The organism is Francisella sciaenopsi (assembly GCF_045862875.1).
GTDB classification, from domain to species: Bacteria; Pseudomonadota; Gammaproteobacteria; order Francisellales; family Francisellaceae; genus Francisella; species Francisella sciaenopsi.
Genome location: NZ_BTHG01000005.1, coordinates 168,765 through 189,525 on the forward strand (window position 1 = coordinate 168,765; position 20,761 = coordinate 189,525).

Consider the following 20,761-nt stretch of genomic DNA (forward strand, 5'->3'; position numbering starts at 1 on the left):
GAAAATTATAAAAATTATTAAGGATCATAGAATGGATCAGCAAGCACAACCTCAATTTCAAATTCAGAAAGTTTATGTGAAAGATATGTCTTTCTCTATCCCTAACTCAGATAAGATATGGACTACAGCATGGAAGCCAGAGCTACATACTGATTTAAAAATAGAAGCTATTGACCTTCCTGAAGAAAACACTTATGAAAGTGTTCTAACTCTTGAAGTCAAGGTTGAAAATGAGGGTGTAGTTGCCTTCGAGGCAGAAGTAAAGCAAGCTGGAATTTTTACAGTATCAAATATGCAAGAAGCTCAAATTGAGCATGCAAAAAAAGCGTTCTGTCCAAACATTTTATATCATTATGCACGCGAAGCAATTTCTGACTTAGTTAGTAGTGGAGGCTTTCCTCAATTGTGTCTATCAGCTGTGAATTTTGATGCTATGTACCAAGACTCTTTAGAAAAGTCAGTAGATGGTAAGCAACACTAAGATTTATAGGAGTTTTAGTTAGTTATGAGTAAAGAAAAAGCTCTAGAATCTGCTCTCTCTCAAATTGAGAAGCAGTTTGGTAAAGGCTCTATCATGAGATTAGGTGACCAAGAAACTGCTCATGATATAGATGTTATTCCTTCAGGGATTATTGCTCTTGATGTCGCATTAGGGATAGGTGGATACCCTAAGGGACGTATTATTGAAATATATGGACATGAGTCATCAGGTAAGACAACTCTTACTCTTTTAGCAATTGCTCAATGTCAAAAGCAAGGTGGTACAGCAGCATTTGTTGATGCAGAGCATGCATTAGACCCTAAATACGCTAAACTTTTGGGGGTGGATGTCGATAATCTAATAGTTTCTCAACCAGATACTGGTGAGCAAGCGTTAGAGATTGCAGATATGTTAGTCCGTTCAGGAGGTGTTGATATTGTTGTCATAGACTCTGTTGCTGCACTTACACCTAAAGCGGAGATTGAAGGTGATATGGGTGATTCTCATATGGGTCTTCAAGCAAGACTTATGTCACAAGCTCTTAGAAAATTAACAGCAAATATCAAACGCTCAAATACTTTGGTAATGTTTATTAACCAAATACGTATGAAGATTGGAGTAATGTTTGGTAATCCTGAAACTACTACTGGTGGTAATGCTCTTAAATTCTATGCTTCTGTAAGGTTAGAAGTTAGAAAAGGTGGTGCAATTAAAGATGGTGTTGATGTTAGTGGTAATGAGATAAAAGTTAAGATTGTCAAAAACAAAGTAGCACCTCCGTTCAAGCAAGCAGAGTTTGAACTTATTTATGGAGAGGGAATATCTCTTGAGGCAGAACTTATAGATCTTGGTGCTAAACATGAGATTATAGAGAAGTCTGGGGCTTGGTATAGTTATAAAGGTAAAAAAATTGGCCAAGGTAAAGAAAAGTCAAAAGAGTACCTAAAAGAAAACACTCTTGAGCGTGATGAGATAGAAAAAGCGTTATTGCAACTTCTATTGCCTCAGAAATATGCTGTACAAGAGCAAGTACAACCAGAATCTAAATCAAAGCAGTCTAAATCAAAGCAAGCTTCAGAACAAGCTACTCAAGATGAGCTTATCTAAAGAAAAAAATTATCTATTATATCTACTAGCTAAACAAGATTATTCACGTAAACAACTTTTTGATAAACTTACAGACCGTGAGAATATTTCAAATGACGAAATAGTTACACTTTTGAATGAGTTTGAGAAGCATAAATGGCTATCTGATGAGAGATTTGCACGAGTATTTATAATGAGTGAAATTTCTAAATATCGAGGCAAGCGAAGAATTGTAAATACAGCTGTTTACCAAAAAGGCTTACCACAAGAATTAGTGGAGTGCTTTTTGCATGGGGTAGAGATAGATTGGTTTGAGCTCTGTCAGAAGTGTTTGCAGAAAAAATATAAAGATTTAGATAAGTTACAATCAGATTTGAAGTTAAAGCAAAAAGCAGTTAATTATCTTTTATATAACGGCTTTAATTTTGATGAGATAAATTTTGCAATTAGTGGGGAAATTTAAGTAGATAAGTTTTATTCTCAAACTTTTTTACTGTAAGATTTAGTATTAGAAAGTTTAAAAATATAGGAGTTAGAAATGGCCAAAGGAACAGTTAATAAGGTTATTTTGTTAGGTAGATTGGGTAATGATCCAGAAGTTAGAACTACGCAAAATGGTACTACTGTAGCAACATTAAGTATCGCTACTAATGATGGTATGGGTGAAAATATAACTACAGAGTGGCATAGAGTAGTTGTTTTTGGTAAGTCTGCAGAGGCAATTCAAAGATATGCAAATAAAGGTACACAACTTTTTATAGAAGGTAGACTTCGTACTAACAAATGGCAAGACAAAAATGGTAATATGCAATATACAACGGAAGTTGTTGCTAGTAACTTCCAGTTTGTTGCCGGAGGTAATTCTCAGGGAAGTTCAAACTATCAAAATAATCCAAGCCCGAATTTTAATCAGCAGCCTAATAATTTCGCTCAACATAATCAACAGCCTGCACCAAAGCAGGATAAAATGCCAGATTTTGCTGAGATTAATTCATCAAATTTTGATGATGATATACCATTTTAATTATTATCAGATATCTAAAACTATTTCTTTATCATAAAAATTAAAAAATCATATAATGTGTTAAAATTTGATTCAAATTATTAGATCTATAACAATGGTATTAAAAATGAATTTGAAAAAAATTTCTATAACCTTAATTGCTATGTTTAGCACAATACAAAGTTTTTCATGCACCACGATTATTGTTGGTAAGGGTGCTTCAAAAGATGGGTCAATCTTAATAGCACGTAATGTAGATGGTCCTTCTGATAGTGCTGCTGTGAGATTTATATATCATCCTCCCAAAACACAAGGCTATATTTATCAGAATTTTGAAGAGCCAGAGAATAAGTTTCAATATAAAATGCCTAATAATCTACTTGGCTATTCAGGTCTCCCTGATTGGCAAACTGATAATAGAGGTTATGAAGAGTCTGGGTTTAATGACCTAGGAGTTTCTATTTCGGCGACAGAAACCATTTTCAGCAATACAAAGGTTCTAGAGATTGATCCATATGTTGAGGATGGAATATCAGAAGAGGCTATTACAACTATAATATTACCTCAAATAAATTCAGCTAAACAAGGTGTTGAGTTATTAGGTTCTATTATTGAGAAGTATGGCGCTGCAGAGGGCTTTGGAGTTGCTTTTGCAGATAAAGATGAAGCTTGGTATATGGAAAATGCAGGAGGGCATGAGTGGGTTGCTGTTAAGATTCCTGATGATAAATATTTTGTATCAGCTAATCAAAGTAGAATTGGTACTATAAATCTGAATGATAAGCAAAATGTTTTGAGTTCTGCAAACTTAGTATCTTTTGCAAAAGATAATGGTCTATATGATAGTGGCAAATTCAATTTTAGAAAAATTTATAGCAAGGATGACAATAGTGATGCTGGATATAATTACCCTAGGGTTAAATACTTGCAAGAACTATTTACTCCTTCAGAAAAAAATAAAAAATATGAGGATAATAGTTTTCCGACACTTCTGACTCCCAAAAATAAGATATCTATAACAAATATTGAAGATGCTTTAGAAAATCATTTTCAAGGGACTGAATATGATCCTTATGAGCTACAAAACCCTACAGTAACAGATAGACCGATATCTGTATATCGTACACAGCAATCTCATATCTTATCTTTAAGAAAAGGATTACCATTACCTATAGCTAATGTAGAGTATTTGAGTTTAGGAATGAGTGCTCTGAGTATCTATGTACCATTTTATCAAGGAGCTAAGATACCATTGGAGTATCAAATAGGTAATAATAAAGCCGATAATATATCAGCATATTGGAAATTTAGAAAACTTCAAATGATGGGAATGCTCAACTTTCCTAAATATGCACCAATTATTAAAGAGAGATTTGACTTGTTGAATAAACAAATCCAAGATCAACAAAAGATTTTTGAACAAGCTTATATTGATATCTATAAAAAAAATCCGATTAAAGCACAAGAGTTATTAGATAATTTTACTACATCCTCTGTGAATGCAGTTTTTGCAATAACAGAAGAGTTAACGAATGAGCTAATAACTATGCAATCAAGTGCAATAAATGATGAATATAAGTTTCCAGGAGCTTAATTATATTTTATTTATACTTCATGGGAAGTGTGGCTGCACATATAATTAACATGCTCTTGAGCTGTTACCATAAAAAATATTATTATATAATATAGCTACTTCTTATTTTATTTTTTCATTTGATTTATGTCATACATATTAGTCTTAAACTGTGGAAGTTCATCAGTCAAATTTGCACTAATGAATCCCCAAACCTCAAAATCACTTGCTACAGGTCTTGCAGAAAATATTGGAGCAAGCAACTGTAAGATAACTTTTAAAACTCAACAGAAAGTTCATAAGCATATAGAAAATGGTGAGTACAAAGATATATTTGAGCTTTTAAAAGATTTTTTAGTAGAAAATAATTATTTAGAAAAAATTTCTGCGATTGGTCATAGGGTGGTTCATGGAGGTCAGTATTTTTCAAAATCTGTAATTATAGACAAAGATTCATTACAGAAGATAAAAGATTGTATACCTCTAGCACCTTTACATAATCCAGCACATATTGAGGGGATACTATTTTGTCAGCAAATATTCCCTAACTTACCTCAAGTAGCAGTATTTGATACAGCATTTCATCAAACTATGCCTGAGTATGTTGCAGAATATGCGATACCTAGAGAGTTAACATGTGAGCATAATATACGTAAATATGGTGCCCATGGAACTTCACATAAATATGTTTCTCAACAGGCTGCGAAAATATTAAATAAAGATGTTGCCAATGTGATAGTTGCTCACTTAGGCAATGGTTGTAGTATCACAGCTGTTGTTAATGGTCAAAGCATCGATACAAGTATGGGGCTTACTCCATTAGATGGACTTGTCATGGGAACTCGTTCTGGCTGTATAGACCCTAGTGTTTTTGCATATATTTCAGATAATCTTGGCTGGAGTATCGCAGATATCACAAATATGCTAAACAAAAAAAGTGGTCTATTAGGAATCTGTGGTCATAGTGATATGCGAGAGGTTTCTGAGTTTGCTGATAATGGCGATAAACTAGCTAAGCTAGCTATTGAAATATTTTGCCATAGGATTGCCAAGTTTGTTGGTAGTTATATGATTTATTTTAAAGAGTTTGATGGCTTGGTTTTCACAGGAGGCATTGGTGAGAATGCCACTAATATTCGCAAAAGTTTAGTTTCTAAGTTAGCGAATATAGGTTTTGAGATAGATGATGCTAAAAATATGAAATCAGAAACATTTATAAATGCAGGGAATAGTCATAATATAATGGTTATTGCAACTAATGAAGAGTTAATGATAGCTCAAGAAACACAAAATTTGATATAAGAGTTTGCCATGAAAAAATCAATACTTATCCTTCCGACATCAAAATATACTGGTCTTAGAATTTTGGCAAGTAGTGTGGTATATGCGCTACAGCAGAAAGGGTTAAAAGTTGACTCATTTCATCCTATTTACGATATGGATATGAGTATCGAGCAAATAGAATCATATTTGCTTAATAATCGTGTAAAAGACTATGTTGAGATAGTTCTGAGCAAGTTTTATGAAAAATGCCAAGATTCAGATTTTGCTGTAATATCTGGATTGTTTAGACAGGGTAATAACTACCATAGGTTATATCCATTAAATGCGATTGTTGATGAGTTGAATATAGAGATTATAAAAGCTCTTGGCTCGGAAGTAATAATAGTCTCATACCATGGTAATAAACCTATAAATGATATCAACGATGAACTTGATTATGCTATGCGTAGTTTACCAAGGCAGATTAATATTATGGGTGCTGTAATTACAAAATTAAACGCACCTTATGACGATGATGGAAGAGTTAGTTTTAGCTTGACTGAAGAGGATATTACTTATGATAAGCAGCAACATGTAGGTATAGATGAGCTTAAAGAATTATCAGTATTTAAACAAAAAGGATTAGCTCTTTTGGGTGTGATTGAGTGGGATAAAGAAAGAACCTCACCAAGGATATTAGATATCAAAAATATTCTTAAGCTAAATCATATATCAGAAGTTGGTTTAGAAGCTCGTGTTGATAGAGTAATGATGTGTTCAAGAGGAGTTGATAATTTTATAAGTGATTTGACTCCAAATTCTTTGATTATAACTGCTGCTGATCGATCTGATATATTAGTAACTGTTTGCTTGGCTGCAAAAAATGGTATGAAGATAGCAGGTATTATTTTAACGGCGGAAGAATATCTTGATAGTAAAGTTAGAGAACTATGTGTAGAAACTGCTAAGAAAGCGGGATTGGCAATTCTGACAACAAAAAATAAAAGTGTAAATACAATTTTAAAACTGGCAAGTATTGATCTAATGGGAATACCAATTGATGATAAAGAGCGTATTCAAAAAGTTAAAGAGGTGATATCTTCATCATTAGACAGGGACACAATAGTTAGATCTATTACGTCAGATATTACTGAGCATCAAGTTATGTCGCCTCCTGCATTTAAATATCATCTTTTGAAGATGGCGCGAAAAGCTAAAAAGAGAATTATTTTACCAGAGAGTTATGAGCCAAGAACTTTACAGGCGGCTAAAAATTGTCATGAGCAAGGTTTGGCTGAGTGTGTACTTATTGGCGATAGAGATAAAATCTTTAAAGTGGCTGAAATGAATGGTTTTAGCTTACCTGAAAGTATCGAAGTTGTAACTGTCGTTGATGAAGCTGAGGCTAAATACCTAAAAACATTGATGGAGCTTAGAAAGCATAAAGGCTTATCTGAGAGTATGGCTCGAGATGCTCTAAAAGATCCCATAGTTGTAGCAACACTTATGCTGTATTTAGGTGAAGTTGATGGACTGGTATCTGGTGCTGAGCATACTACTGCAGATGTTCTTAGACCAGCATTACAATTAGTCAAAACTAAGCCAAACTCATCACTAGTATCATCAGTGTTTTTTATGTGTATGCCTGATGAGGTAATAGTATTCGGAGATTGCGCTGTTAATCAAGATCCTACAGCAGAGCAGTTAGTTGACATCGCGATACAAAGTGCTGAATCAGCTAAGAAGTTTGGCATTGAGCCTCGTGTTGCGATGATCAGTTATAGTACAGGTTCATCAGGTTCTGGGGTTCAAGTTGAAAAGGTGCGTAAAGCTACAGAGCTACTTAAACAAAGTGCTCCTGATTTATTGGTAGATGGACCACTTCAATATGATGCTGCTATGATCGAGAGTGTTGCGAAGAAAAAAGCTCCAAATAGTCCAGTTGCAGGTAAAGCAACAGTATTAATATTCCCTGATTTGAATACAGGTAATACTGTCTATAAAGCAGTCCAACGAAGTGCAAATGTATTAAGTATAGGACCTGTGTTGCAAGGTATAAATAAGCCTGTTAATGATTTATCTAGAGGGGCGACTGTAGATGATATAACTTATACAATTGCGATAACAGCTATTCAAGCAATATAAAACTAGGAGGCAAATATGTCGAACCAGCTTCTAAAAAAAGTGATAGATAAATACTCTTTTTCTGGTGCAAAAAGTTTTGATGTAGTTAATCCAGCTACAAATAAGTCAATTTGTCGTTTAGAAGAGAAATCTTCAGAGTATGTCGAGGATAGTATTCTAGTATCTAAACACGCGCAAAATTTTTTTAAAAATATTCCTTCAGGTGAAAAATCGAAGTTGTTAGAAAAATGGTTTGATTTGATAATAGAAAATACTGATGATTTAGCAGAGATTATCACACTAGAGAGTGGTAAGCCTCTCGCTGAAGCAAAAATAGAAGTTCGATATGGAGCTAGCTTTATCAAGTGGTATGCAGAAAAGGCAAAAAGAATAGATTCACGTATTTTTGATCCAAATATTAGTAATTCTGAGGGAAGGGTGGATTACTATCCTGTTGGTGTGGTTGCTGCAATTACACCTTGGAATTTTCCTCTTGCGATGATTACTCGTAAGGCAGCCCCTGCAATAGCTGCTGGATGTAGTGTCATTGTCAAACCTTCTGAGTTAACGCCTTTGACAGCTTTTGCTGCGCGCGAACTTTTTATTGAGGCTGGAGCTGATGAGAATCTTTTACAGGTAGTATGTGGGGATTCAAAGGTCATAGGTCATGAATTTCAGAAGAGTAATTTAGTCAGAAAAATCACTTTCACAGGATCGACAAGAGTTGGCAAACTCCTAATGCAGCAAGCCGCTGATACTGTTAAGAAAGTTTCTCTAGAGCTGGGAGGTAATGCACCATTTATAGTCTTTAAAAGCGCTAATATCGAAAAGGCTATCGAAGGTTTGCTAGCATCGAAAATAAGAAATGCTGGTCAAGTATGTGTGGCTCCAAATCGTGTTTTTGTTCATCAGTCTATAAAAGAAGATTTTATTGCTAGATTGAAGTCAGCTGTTCTTGATTTTAAGCAAGGTAATGGCTTAGATGAAGGTGTTAAAGTAGGGCCTTTGATTAATGCCGCAGCTGTCGAGAAAGTACAGTCTCATGTTGATAATGCTTTAGATAACGGAGCGAAGCTAGTTTGTGGTGGTAAAGTAAATCAAAATTTGGGAGGTAACTTTTATGAGCCTACTATCTTAGATAATATGCTGGATAGTATGGTTATCAGTTGCGAAGAGACCTTTGGACCAGTTATAGCTATTTTTAGTTTTGGATCTGAAGATGAAGTTATCCAAAGGGCCAATAATACTAAGTATGGTTTAGCAAGCTATTTCTTCAGTAGTGATATGAATCAGATTAGAAGAGTGAGAAATGCTTTAGCTTATGGAATGGTAGGTATAAATTCAGGAGCTATCTCAAATGAAAAAGCACCATTTGGCGGAGTCAAGCAATCAGGTCTTGGGAGAGAGGGTTCTGATGATGGTATTTATGAGTTTTTGGAAGCTAAGTATAGTTTACAAAATTTTATCTAGGCATTTATTATCTATTCTTGTTTTTCCAATATAAGAGTATTTTTTACTGTAAAAGGTTGTTCTTGTATTTAGAATCGTGTAGCTTAATATTTATAGCGCTGATTTATTTCAACTTGCGAGCGCTTTATAAATCCTGCTAAAACGAACATTTCTTTTAAGTTTTGTACCCCCATCGTTTTAGTAGGAGACTTTTTGCTAATAATCAAAAAGTTTGTTTATTAACTAAAACATGGAGATTTCCAATTAATGAAAAAAGAAAATCTACTTGAGAGACTAAACAAAGGTCCTGTAATCTGTGCAGAAGGTTTCCTATTTGAGATTGAGCGTCGTGGCTATATGTCATCAGGTGAGTTTGTCCCTATAGTGTCTTTGGAGCACCCTGAAGTCTTAGAAAACTTACATAGGGATTTTCAACATGCTGGATCAGATATTGTAGAGGCTTTTACCTATAATGGACATCGAGAAAAGCTAAGAGTTATAGGTAAAGAGCATTTGCTTGAGAAGCTAAATAGAGAAGCACTTAGAATAGCTAAAAAAGTTGCCGATACAACACCTGAAGGAGTTCAGCCGAATCTATTAGCGGGTAATATCTCTAACTCAAATATTTGGAAGCAAGGTGATAAAGAGTCCCAAAAGGAAGTAACTAGGATGTTTGATGAGATGATTACTTGGGCTGCCGAAGAAGGTGCGGATATTTTGATTGGTGAAACATTCTATTATGCAGAGGAAGCTTTTAGGGCTCTAGAGATTATGAAAAAAGCAAATCTCCCAACGGTATTAACTATAGCACCAATGGCTCAAAATACTATGCGTGATGGTTGGAGTATCGTAGATACGTGTAAAGAGTTGGAACAGTTAGGAGCTGATGTTGTTGGTCTAAACTGTTTTAGAGGCCCTCAAACTATGCTTCCTGATCTAAAGAAAATCCGTGAAGCAGTTAAGTGCCATGTTGCAGGACTTCCTATCCCATATAGGACTACTAATGAACATCCTACATTTTTTAATTTACCAGATAATAATGGCTGTGGCTGTCCAGCACCTCATGGAAGAACTTTTCCGACGGCATTAGATCCATTGTATTGTAATCGCTATGAGATTAGAGAATTTGCTAAAGAAGCTTATGATTTTGGGGTTAATTATTTAGGGGTTTGTTGTGGAGCAAGTCCTATGTTGATTAGAGAAGTTGCAGATGCAGTTGGTTTAACTGTTCCTGGAAGTAAATATAAAGAAAGAATGGAAAACCACTTTATGTATGGCACAAATGAGCGTATTGCTAAGCATATGCAAGAATATGGGGATAAAGCTTAATTTCAGTGAATACCTTATTAGCTTCTTCGTTTAAGAGTATACAAATCTTTACGTCTATCTCTTAGGTTTTTGACACTACCAAACTGATTTAGTTCACGAAGTAGATTAATATCAACATCTACTATTAGTATCATTTCAGTATTTGGGGTGGCTTCAGCTTTTATACCAGTAGGAGGGAAGGCAAAGTCACAAGGTGTGAATACCATAGATTGAGCATACTGGATATCCATGTTGTGTACATTCGGTAAGTTACCTACACTACCTGCTATAGCAACATAACACTCGTTTTCTATAGCTCTCGCTTGGGCACAGTTTCTAACTCTTGAGAAGCCATTTTGAGTATCTGTCAAAAATGGTACAAAAAGAATATCCATACCATCCTCTGCAAGTATTCTACTCAATTCAGGAAACTCTGAATCATAGCAAACCAATATACCAATTTTACCACAATCAGTGTCAAATACTTCAAGCTTGTCACCACCTTGAAGTCCCCAAACCATAGCCTCATCAGGAGTTACATGAAGTTTTTCATATTTCTCTACAGTACCATCTCTACGGCATAGATAGCCAACATTATATAATTTTCCATCTTTCATTTCAGGCATACTTCCTGTAATGATGTTGATGTTATAAGTTATAGCGAATTCTGAGAATTTATCAGTAATTGTTTGAGTATGTTTTGCAAGTTCTCTAATTGCTTCAGGTTCTGATAAATGGTTATTCTCAGCCATTAATGGAGCATTGAAAAACTCCGGGAATAATGCAAAATCAGATCTATAGTTGGATACAGCATTTACGAAGTATTCAGCATGTTGCATTAGCTCATCTAAGCCTTTATATGGACGCATTTGCCATTGAATTAGTCCGAGACGTACATCTCTTTTTATAGGAGCTGCTTCTTTTGCTTCTTCTTCATAATAGATATTTGTCCATTTTAGTAATACTGCAAAATCGTTAGATTCGGTATCACCTTCTAAATATGATTTGACAACTCTAATTGGTTGAAAATCATTACTCATCTGAAAGCGTAAAACAGGATCGTGTAGTTCTTGTCTTTTAAGTTTGTTGATATACTCTTGAGGAGTCATTTTATCAGCATATTCATGATATCCAGGTATTCTGCCACCGATAATAATGCTTTTTAAATTTAGTCTTTCGCATAAGTCTTTTCTGTAGTCATAAAGTCTACGACCTAGGCGCATACTTCTAAACTCAGGCTTAACAAATAGATCTATACCGTATAGTACATCGCCTTCATCATCATGGGTACTAAATGTATCATTTCCAGTGATTTCTTTATAAGTGTGTTTATGACCAAATTTTTTGTAGTCAACGATAATTGATAAAGCACATCCAGCTAACTGATCATTAACTTTTATGACGACTTGTCCTTCGGGGAACTTCTTTATTAGAGTATCGATTTGATGATCTTCCCAGTAAGGGTTTCTAATATTGTAAACTTCTATCATAGCCTCTTTAAGTTCTTGATAGTCATCTGGGCTTAAGTAATCAAGTTTGATATTTTCTACATTTACCATTTTTTAGTTGTTTGAGTTTAAAAAGATAGTTAATACAAAGTATATTACTATAAACTTTAGTTTGTAAATGCCTTGATCAAATTTAATTTGCTATCGCAAGCGTATTAAATTTTCATAATTATCTAACTTTTTATTTGCATCAACTTAGTCTTCTTTATTATTTCTTGCTATAATATCGTGATTAAATTTTGTCTATTTATTTTTTAAAAACTTTTGAAGGGTTGATTTAAATGAGAACACATTATAGTTCAGATGTTAATGAGAAGTTACAAAATCAAAAAGTAACAATTTGTGGTTGGGTGCATAGACGTCGCGATCACGGCGGTGTTATTTTCTTAGATATTAGAGATAGAACTGGTCTAGTCCAGTTAGTTTTTAATCCAGAGAGTAAGGCTTTTAAAGTAGCAGATAGCCTAAGAGGTGAGTATGTAATCAAAGCTACAGGTACTGTAAATCTACGTCCAGAAGGTCAAGAGAACAAAAATCTTGCTAGCGGTAAAGTAGAAATCATTGGTGAAGATCTAGAGATAGTAAATAAGTCTAAAACTATCCCGTTTCAGTTAGATGATTTCCAATCAACTGGTGAAGATGTCAAGCTTAAGTATCGCTATATTGATTTACGTCGTCCAGAAATGCAGAACAAATTAATTACACGTTCTAAAGCTATTAGATATGTGCGTAATTTCTTAGATAATAATGGCTTTTTAGATATTGAAACGCCATTTTTGACAAAAGCAACTCCAGAAGGTGCTAGAGACTACCTTGTACCCAGTCGTAATTTTAATGGTAAGTTCTATGCTCTTCCTCAATCTCCTCAGCTATTCAAACAGCTTTTGATGGTTTCGGGCTTTGATAGATATTATCAGGTTGTTAAATGTTTTCGTGATGAAGATTTGAGAGCTGATAGACAGCCAGAGTTTACACAGATAGATATCGAGGCTTCATTTATAGATGAAGCATTCATTATGTCTACTATGGAAAAAATGATTGCTGGTCTTTTTGATGAAACTATCGGCGTGAAATTCAATACTCCATTCCAAGTAATGACTTATGCAGAAGCTATGGATAAGTATGGTTCAGATAAGCCAGATTTAAGAATCCCTCTTGAGTTTGTAAATATCAAAGAAGATATGAAAAATGAAGAGTTTAAAGTATTTTCAGGACCAGCAAATGACCCAGAAGCTCGTGTGGTAGCTATGCGTGTGCCAGGTGGTAATGATAAGCTTAGCCGTAAGAAAATCGATGAGTACACTAAGTTTGTTGGGATCTATGGAGCAAGAGGCCTTGCATATATCAAGATTAACTCACTATCTGAGGGTAAAGAAGGTTTACAGTCTCCGATTGTAAAAAATATCTCAGAAGAGACGCTATTCAATGTGATTGAAAAAACAGGTGCTCAAGTTGGTGATGTATTATTCTTTGGTGCAGCTAAAACGAAGATTGTTAATGATTCTATGGGAGCATTAAGAGCTAAAATTGGTGAAGATTTTGAAATATTCACTAAGGATTGGGCTCCATTATGGGTTGTTGATTTTCCTATGTTTGAGAAAGATGATAATCGTTTATATGCTGTTCATCATCCATTTACGGCTCCTAAAGTTGATACTGTTGAAGAGCTTACTAAAGATCCAGAAAATCTACTTTCAAGAGCCTATGATATGGTTATCAATGGCTATGAAGTTGGTGGTGGTTCTATTCGTATTCATAGACAAGATATGCAGGCTAAAGTATTTAACTTATTAGGTATCTCTGATGAGGAAGCTCGTGAGAAGTTTGGATTTATGCTAGATGCGTTATCTTATGGTACGCCGGTTCATGGTGGTATTGCATTTGGTGTAGATAGATTAATTATGCTACTTACTGGTACGACAAACATTCGTGATGTGATAGCATTTCCTAAAACTCAGACAGCTAGCTGTTTGATGACAGAGGCACCATCTAATGTTTCTCTTGAGCAACTAAATGAGCTTGGTATAGCTGTTAAGAAAGAAGATAAATAATCTCTAAGTTAATTCAATATTTCTCAAAATTAGTATTGTTGATTCTTGCTAGTTATCTAAGGTAAATTTCGGTAAGTTAAGATTCTAAAATATCTCTATTTTCAGTTTTTGTCCAGTGAGCATTTGGTTTGTCAATATATTGAAAATAATCGCTAGTAAAAGCTCCTTGTATACAGGTCTCTCTACTATGTCTAAAAGTAGTGTTTTCATCATTCATGATTGCTTCCATCACACCAGGACCTGTTAAATACCAAACACCTAAATCGGATCTATTAGCTTCGATATTCTTAAGAATAATATCAATGTACTCTTTAATCTTTGAATTATTTGGAGCCGCTGCGAAAAAATAGTTAGTTGCATAGTATTTTTTAGACTCATCTGTTTCTTTTCTATGCTTAGCTTTTATAAACGTTTCATTTTTATCTTTTAAAAAGTTCTCTGGTCTGGCTACAAGACAGCCATCCATATCTATATATAGACCACCATTTTTGTAGATAGCCAATAGTCTCCAAAGATCTGCTTTAGCTGCTCCAACAGTTAGCTTTTTATACGCGCTTAGAGCTTCTGGATGATTTTCGGCAATATATTTATCTACGGCATCATTATCCATGAATCTATATTCATAGCGTGGAGCCATAAAACGATTAAACAAATAATTTACATATAGCGGTAGCGCTACCTTATTAGTAAAGTTTGTTTGCCAAATAATTCTAGGGACATTTGATTGATTGTTTGTTTTTATAAGTGGTTTGCTATAGCTTGGCAGAGTAAATCTTTTTTTTGGGAATATCTTATGAAAAAGCTTGGATACTAGCTTGACTATATTTCCTATAATTCTGATAAATCTACTGCGTATAATATCGACATTTAGCATAAAAATATAAACTATTGAATGTTATAATCTCATCATTATAACATCCGAACTTTTTTTATGTTACTTGAAAATCAGAGCATCAAAAATGCCTTAGTAATTTTTAAATCAAAACCTGCAAAGGTTGTAGAGATATTAGATAAAAAAATAGAAATAGAAACTTTAGATAGTAAGAATATAAAGTTACCTGCAAAAAATGTCCAAATACTTACAGTTTTAGAAAATGATTTTGATTTGGCTAAACTTGAGAAATTAGAAATTCCTGAGTTAGAGTTAACATGGGAGTTATTACAAGAGCAACAACAAACATCAATTGATGAGTTAAGTGAGCTTCTTTTTGAATCCGTAGGAGCTAATCAAGCTTATACTGTATGGCTTTTGGTTTCTGAGGGAGAGTATTTTAGCTTTAATGAAGACTTTACTATCAATATTCATTCACAAGAGCAAAAAGATCAAATAGTTAGCGATAAACAGGAGAAGCTCAAAAAAGAACAAGAACTAAATGATTTTATAGAGCGTCTTAATAATAAAACTTTTAATATCGAAGACACAAAATTTCTTAAAGAAATAGAGGCTTTAGCAACACTTAAAAGTACAAAATGTCGTTTCTTTAAATACTTAAATATGGAAGAGTCTGAGAATAGTGCGTATAAGTTACTCTTGGATATTGGTTATTGGGATGAATTCTTTAATCCTTATTTATATCGATATGGTGCGGAGTTAGAAAGTAATCCTGCGGAATTTAAATATAATTCTGGGTCAGATAGTCAGCGTGTCGATCTAACACATCTGACCGCTTATGCTATAGATGATGAGGGTAGTAATGATCCTGATGATGCGATTAGTTGGGATACTCAACAAAATAAAATGTGGGTTCATATAGCTGATCCATCTTCTAGCATAAGTTTTGGCGATGAAGTAGATCTTGAAGCTAGAGCGCGAGGCTCTAATTTATATGTGCCAGAGCATATAATTACAATGTTGCCACCTGAAGCAACACAAAAGTTAGGTTTAGGCCTACAAGAAGTTTCTCCAGCTTTGTCAGTAGGATTTAGACTTGATGAGTCAGGTGATATTCATGATATTGAAATATATTTTAGTAACATAAAAGTTACTAGATATTCTTATGAGTTCGTTGAAGAAAATATCTCTGCTCTAGAACTTGGAGACATAGAGGTTTATGCTAAATATTTCACTGATAAGCGTTTGGCAAAGGGAGCAGTAGAGCTTGATTTTCCTGAGATAAAAATATCATTGGATAGTGATAAGAATGTCAAACTAACTGACTTACCACGCTTAAACTCAAGAACATTGGTACGTGATACTATGCTAATGGCTGGAGTGGCTATTGGACAGTTTTGTAAAGAAAATAATATTTGTGTACCTTTTTCAACACAACCAGAACATGATCTTGAGCAAGATGATTTAGAGAGTATTGATTCAATAGCCGATATGTTTGCAACACGTAAAAAGCTCCAAAGAGGTAAATACTCTACAGAACCTGACGTCCACGCAGGTATGGGGTTAGACTCTTATGTACAAGTGACAAGCCCTCTAAGAAGATATTTAGATTTACTTGTTCATTATCAATTACGTAATTTTTTAGAAAATAAGCAAATGATTAGTGTTGATGATGTTGATAATATAATTGCTCAAGTAGATATTCCTATTAAGTCAAATAGACAAACTGAGCGTTTTTCTAATTCACATTGGAAATTGGTCTATCTAATGCAGAATCCTAATTTAGAGTTCCAAGCAACGGTTATTGAAAAACTAGATAAAGGTCGTTTAATGGTTTCTATCGCAGATTTAGCGATGACTAAAAAACTTGCTATTAGTGGTAAGTATGATTTAAATGATCAAATAAAATTACAAAACACCTCTGTAAACCTTGTTACACAAGAGGCTTTCTTTAAGGTTATTGAAGAGAATTAACCGAGTTCTAACAATAAATCAACAGTTTTATCCACAGGGTGTAAAAAATAGCTGTAAATAGAAGAGTAAGTACTTTTTAAGTTGTAAAACTATTGTATGTCAATGGTTTGAGGTATGTAATAAATCTTTACTAAATTAGTAAATCAACATTTTTAACAAAAATTTCATATAGATATAAACAAACTTATCCACAATTGGTGTTGATATTATTCTTTCACAGCTTGAATTACTTAACGTGCAATGCTTTGAGGATTGTTTAACTTTTTAGATATTAATAAATTTTTTAAATTAATGTATCATTCTAATTAATATTAGAAGAATTAGAATTTTTATGAATTACGAGCTTATTGAGTCACCAAAGCAGTCCAGATTTTGCGTTATTTGGCTACATGGTCTGGGTGCAGATGGACATGATTTTGTTGATGTTATCAATTATTTTGATGTTTCATTGGATGAAATTAAATTTGTTTTTCCTCATGCTGATGTTATGCCTGTTACTATAAATATGGGGATGCAGATGCGTGCTTGGTATGATATTAAGTCACTTGATGCAAATAGCCTAAATAGGGTGGTTGATGTTGAAGGCATTAATGGTTCCATAGCAAAAGTTAATAAATTGATAGATAGTCAAATTAATCAAGGTATTGCTAGTGAAAATATTATTTTAGCAGGTTTCTCTCAGGGTGGTGTAATCGCAACTTATACAGCTATTACGTCTCAAAGAAAGCTTGGTGGCATTATGGCTTTATCTACATATTTGCCAGCATGGAATGATTTTAAAGATAAAATTACACCTATAAATAAAGGATTACCTATACTAGTTTGCCATGGTACCGATGATCAGGTACTGCCTGAAGTTCTCGGTCATGATTTATCAGATAAGCTGAAAGCTAGTGGTTTTGCTAATGAGTATAAACACTATGTGGGTATGCAACACTCTGTATGTATGGAAGAAATAAAAGATATATCAAACTTTATCGCAAAGACATTTAAAATATGAAACAAATAGTTATAGCTAGTCGCGAAAGCAAACTAGCATTATGGCAGACAAATTACGTCAAAGATCGAATTCAACAAGAGTTAAACATTCCTTGTCAGATAAGTACTATGAAAACACAAGGAGATATTATTCTTGATAAGCCTCTTAATAAGATTGGTGGTAAAGCATTGTTTATGAAAGAGTTAGAAATAGCGATGCTTAATGATAAGGCCGATATTGCTGTACACTCTCTTAAGGATGTTCCGTATGAATTGCCAGAGGGCTTTTGCCTAGCAAGCTTTATGCCAAGAGAAAATCCTAGAGATGCTTTTGTATCTAATAAATATATTTCTATAGATGATTTACCGAGAGGTGCGATCGTTGGTACATCAAGTTTGCGCCGTAAAGCTCAACTTTTGCATTATAGAGACGATCTTATAATTAGAGATTTAAGAGGAAATGTTCAAACAAGGTTATCAAAGCTTGATAATGGTGAATATGATGCGATTATCTTAGCAAGTGCTGGACTTATTCGTTTAGGAATTAATGAGAGAATAACACAGCTTATTCCTGTAGAAATATCTTTACCAGCAGTCGGTCAGGGTATAGTAGTTATAGAAGCTTTGGATAAAAGTGGTGAAATTTTAGAAAAATTACAAAAGTTAAACTGTAGTGATAGTTTTTGTGTCGCGACTGCTGAAAGAGCATTCAATAAAGAGCTAAAAGGAGGCTGTCATGTTGCAATTGGTGCGTATGCAGAGTTACAAGGTAACCAGATAACTCTTACAGCAATGGTTGCAAGTAGTGATGGTAGAAACATCTTAAAAAGAAAACTTATAGGAGATGATCCTATTAAACTCGGTAAATTACTAGCTCAAGAAATGATACAGCTAGGAGCATATACAATATTGGAGAAATAAAAAATGGGACTTTTATTGATATTAGTTGGTATTGGTGGTGGGCTTGGTGCTATGTCAAGATTTGCCTTGACTCAGGCAACAGCAAGTATTTCTAAGCAAATTCCTATAGGAATTTTGATGTGTAATATTATTGGTTCATTAATTATAGGTATGATGGCAGCATTTTTGATACAAACCAAGCTCTTTAATGAAGATATTTCTACGTATGTTAGATCTCTTTTTGTTACTGGTTTTCTTGGAGGATTTACTACTTTTTCTAGCTTTAGTTTAGATATCCTCAATTTGTTGCAACGTGGTGAGGCATTATTGGCAATTAGCTATATTCTAGTGAGTGTAATTGTATCTTTAATAGCAGTAATCTTAGGATTTTATCTTATAATGGGAGTTTATAGATGAAAAAGAAACTGATGGTATTAATTTTAGTATCTCTGTTTATCTCAAGTTGTATACCGTTCCTTGGAGGTGATATGGTGGTACAAGATAATAGGTTCGAGGCTGATGGTGGTAGATATGGTATTCAAATGCAGCAAGGCGTCACAGTTAAGCAGGTTTATGAAGCAATCAAAGAGGCTATAAAACAACATCCCGATCAGTTTGAAGTAAAAGGTGATGACTATGGAGATCAAAAATCTACAGTGTGGACTTATTGTGATAAGTATAAAGAACCTGTTACATTTGAAGCAACTCAAAGAAATGGTACAGTATATTTAGAAGTCAGTATGGGCGAACAGGGTCAGGCTAAGCGAAACATGCAAGCTATCTATTATATTCAGGATTTAGTATTGAATAATTTACAACAAGATAATAATTAAAAACTATCATTTAATAATTTCTATTTCTTAAAATCTTTTTTAGGGATTGGATTCAACTATACCTTATATATCAGAAAAACTTATATGCCAAATAAGAAATATCAATTTGAAGTAAACTAAAGTTTGGTTTTTAATATGTCAAAATTTATGGCTATCTTGGGCTTTTACCAAGTTGATAAATATGGAGTGATAAGTTATGAAATTTATAAAAAACCTATTTGTATTAGTGCTGATAGTAACTATCTCATCTTATATAACTATAAATAATAGCTCAAATGCCAAAAGTGGAATTTTAGTAGGAGGGATCCTAGGAGCTGTCTTGGGATTAATTTGGAGTGTTATAACTTTAAGTGTACTATATGTGCCATTATAGTTATCTGCATTTGTAGCGGAGTAGTAGCTAGTCAAGATATAGACATTAAATTACAATTGTTATGGGGTCATAATAAATAAGGAGCATTATGAAGAAGTATTCGGTAATAGTTTTGTCAATATTGTTAATAGGATGTTCAAGTAACCCAAAAATTACAGAAGTAGGGCCTGGGGTAATTGTTTCTGAGAAGCAGCTGTTGACGAAGGAAGAAATAAAAAAAGAAGATACTAAGGATGATGTTCTTACAGGTACAGGTGTTGGTGCTGGGTCTGGAGCTGCTGTTGGTGCAGGAGTTGGCGCTATGGGCGGAGCAATGATAGGAGGAATGCTTGGTATAATTGGTGGAGGTCTTTGTACAATCGTTACTCTAGGTTTTGGTACAGTACCCTGCTTTGCAGGAACTATTGGCGGGGGTGTTGCTCTAGGGGCTGCTATCGGAGCTGGATCTGGTGCCGTTATTGGAGCTGGAACAGGAGGATTGGTAGGAGCTGGTGGTAGCTATATTTATGCATCTACTAAAGATGTAGATAAAATAAAAGGTAAATATCAGTTTGAAGTTTTAGAGGATGGTAAATCTTCACCAATAACATTTGAGCAGTTTACAGATGTTGAATATGCTTCAGGGGAAAAAGTGGATATCTATCAAAGTGAATACAAAGATGTAAAGACGTACTTTATCAAACAGTTAGATAAAGATAACAAAAAAGACACAAAGGCAGAAAAAGATTGATTATTTTTCTACTTTAAAAACTGTGCCACAGTATGGGCAAGTATTAGTTTTCTTATCTTTAAGGTCTATATATACTCTTGGGTGTAAGTTCCAATTTTCATGATATTTAGTAGGACAAGATACTCTTTCACCAGGATTTACTTTTATAACTTTTTGTTCTTTTTTCATTTTGGTAATTTAACAATGATTACAGTTACCTTGATTCTAGCAAAATATTATCAAATTTATAATACAAAAACAAAGCTAAATAGCATATACTAAAGGCGTTGTTGAAAAAAACCAAAGGGTTTTGACA

The 20,761-nt window shown here is 34.0% G+C and carries 20 protein-coding genes; 17 read left to right on the forward strand and 3 right to left on the reverse strand.

From position 1 onward, the window contains the following. Nucleotides 1-31 precede the first annotated feature (31 nt). The 9 genes from secB (at nt 32) to ACKTR7_RS07270 (ending at nt 10,308) form a co-directional block, all read left to right on the forward strand. The gene (secB, locus tag ACKTR7_RS07230; protein WP_407877677.1) at nt 32-481 is read left to right on the forward strand and encodes a protein-export chaperone SecB; all 450 of its coding nucleotides are present in this window, start codon (nt 32-34) and stop codon (nt 479-481) included. Between the two features lie 24 nt (nt 482-505). Then, nucleotides 506-1,588 (forward strand): recombinase RecA, encoded by a 1,083-nt coding sequence (gene recA / locus ACKTR7_RS07235; protein ID WP_407877678.1) that lies wholly within the window; start codon nt 506-508, stop codon nt 1,586-1,588. Then, the gene (locus ACKTR7_RS07240) at nt 1,575-2,030 is read left to right on the forward strand and encodes a regulatory protein RecX (RefSeq protein ID WP_407877679.1); all 456 of its coding nucleotides are present in this window, start codon (nt 1,575-1,577) and stop codon (nt 2,028-2,030) included. Before recA ends, ACKTR7_RS07240 begins: the two co-directional genes overlap by 14 nt. A gap of 75 nt (nt 2,031-2,105) precedes the next feature. Beyond that, the gene (locus tag ACKTR7_RS07245) at nt 2,106-2,591 is read left to right on the forward strand and encodes a single-stranded DNA-binding protein (protein WP_407877680.1); all 486 of its coding nucleotides are present in this window, start codon (nt 2,106-2,108) and stop codon (nt 2,589-2,591) included. 106 nt (nt 2,592-2,697) lie between these two features. Beyond that, nucleotides 2,698-4,164, forward strand: a complete 1,467-nt coding sequence (locus ACKTR7_RS07250) for a C69 family dipeptidase (RefSeq protein WP_407877681.1) — start codon at nt 2,698-2,700, stop codon at nt 4,162-4,164. A gap of 126 nt (nt 4,165-4,290) precedes the next feature. Next, nucleotides 4,291-5,445, forward strand: coding sequence for an acetate/propionate family kinase (locus ACKTR7_RS07255; RefSeq protein WP_407877682.1), 1,155 nt, complete (start codon nt 4,291-4,293; stop codon nt 5,443-5,445). 9 nt (nt 5,446-5,454) lie between these two features. Further along, complete coding sequence (gene pta / locus ACKTR7_RS07260; RefSeq protein ID WP_407877683.1) at nt 5,455-7,551, forward strand: phosphate acetyltransferase; 2,097 nt, start codon at nt 5,455-5,457, stop codon at nt 7,549-7,551. A 15-nt stretch (nt 7,552-7,566) separates the two neighbouring features. Beyond that, entirely contained in the window at nt 7,567-9,000 is a 1,434-nt protein-coding gene (locus ACKTR7_RS07265; protein ID WP_407877684.1) for an NAD-dependent succinate-semialdehyde dehydrogenase, read from the forward strand. Between the two features lie 246 nt (nt 9,001-9,246). Then, nucleotides 9,247-10,308 (forward strand): homocysteine S-methyltransferase family protein, encoded by a 1,062-nt coding sequence (locus tag ACKTR7_RS07270; protein WP_407877685.1) that lies wholly within the window; start codon nt 9,247-9,249, stop codon nt 10,306-10,308. A gap of 17 nt (nt 10,309-10,325) precedes the next feature. Here ACKTR7_RS07270 and ACKTR7_RS07275 read toward each other — a convergent pair whose 3' ends face one another. After that, nucleotides 10,326-11,846, reverse strand: a complete 1,521-nt coding sequence (locus ACKTR7_RS07275) for a carbon-nitrogen hydrolase family protein (protein WP_407877686.1) — start codon at nt 11,844-11,846, stop codon at nt 10,326-10,328. A gap of 230 nt (nt 11,847-12,076) precedes the next feature. Between ACKTR7_RS07275 and aspS the strand changes: the two genes are divergently transcribed. Then, on the forward strand, nt 12,077-13,846 hold the full coding sequence (gene aspS / locus ACKTR7_RS07280; protein WP_407877687.1) for an aspartate--tRNA ligase: 1,770 nt from the start codon (nt 12,077-12,079) through the stop codon (nt 13,844-13,846). 76 nt (nt 13,847-13,922) lie between these two features. Here aspS and ACKTR7_RS07285 read toward each other — a convergent pair whose 3' ends face one another. Then, on the reverse strand, nt 13,923-14,720 hold the full coding sequence (locus ACKTR7_RS07285) for a glycosyltransferase family 32 protein (protein WP_407877688.1): 798 nt from the start codon (nt 14,718-14,720) through the stop codon (nt 13,923-13,925). A gap of 57 nt (nt 14,721-14,777) precedes the next feature. Between ACKTR7_RS07285 and ACKTR7_RS07290 the strand changes: the two genes are divergently transcribed. The 7 genes from ACKTR7_RS07290 to ACKTR7_RS07320 all read left to right on the forward strand — a co-directional run bounded on the left by ACKTR7_RS07290 (nt 14,778) and on the right by ACKTR7_RS07320 (nt 20,466). After that, nucleotides 14,778-16,652 (forward strand): ribonuclease catalytic domain-containing protein, encoded by a 1,875-nt coding sequence (locus ACKTR7_RS07290; RefSeq protein ID WP_407877689.1) that lies wholly within the window; start codon nt 14,778-14,780, stop codon nt 16,650-16,652. Nucleotides 16,653-16,983: 331 nt separating this feature from the next. Then, nucleotides 16,984-17,652: a dienelactone hydrolase family protein gene (locus ACKTR7_RS07295; protein ID WP_407877690.1), complete on the forward strand. Its 669-nt coding sequence runs from the start codon at nt 16,984-16,986 to the stop codon at nt 17,650-17,652. Continuing rightward, nucleotides 17,649-18,551, forward strand: a complete 903-nt coding sequence (gene hemC, locus ACKTR7_RS07300; protein ID WP_407877691.1) for a hydroxymethylbilane synthase — start codon at nt 17,649-17,651, stop codon at nt 18,549-18,551. Before ACKTR7_RS07295 ends, hemC begins: the two co-directional genes overlap by 4 nt. Nucleotides 18,552-18,554: 3 nt before the next feature. Then, nucleotides 18,555-18,947 carry a fluoride efflux transporter CrcB gene (gene crcB / locus ACKTR7_RS07305; RefSeq protein ID WP_407877692.1) on the forward strand — a complete coding sequence of 131 codons (393 nt, stop codon included), beginning with the start codon at nt 18,555-18,557 and terminating at the stop codon, nt 18,945-18,947. After that, nucleotides 18,944-19,363: a hypothetical protein gene (locus ACKTR7_RS07310; protein WP_407877693.1), complete on the forward strand. Its 420-nt coding sequence runs from the start codon at nt 18,944-18,946 to the stop codon at nt 19,361-19,363. Before crcB ends, ACKTR7_RS07310 begins: the two co-directional genes overlap by 4 nt. A gap of 196 nt (nt 19,364-19,559) precedes the next feature. Further along, nucleotides 19,560-19,736 carry a hypothetical protein gene (locus tag ACKTR7_RS07315; RefSeq protein WP_407877694.1) on the forward strand — a complete coding sequence of 59 codons (177 nt, stop codon included), beginning with the start codon at nt 19,560-19,562 and terminating at the stop codon, nt 19,734-19,736. A gap of 88 nt (nt 19,737-19,824) precedes the next feature. Beyond that, entirely contained in the window at nt 19,825-20,466 is a 642-nt protein-coding gene (locus ACKTR7_RS07320; RefSeq protein WP_407877695.1) for a hypothetical protein, read from the forward strand. Here ACKTR7_RS07320 and ACKTR7_RS07325 read toward each other — a convergent pair whose 3' ends face one another. Beyond that, nucleotides 20,467-20,634: a zinc-finger domain-containing protein gene (locus ACKTR7_RS07325; protein ID WP_012280125.1), complete on the reverse strand. Its 168-nt coding sequence runs from the start codon at nt 20,632-20,634 to the stop codon at nt 20,467-20,469. Nucleotides 20,635-20,761 lie beyond the last annotated feature (127 nt).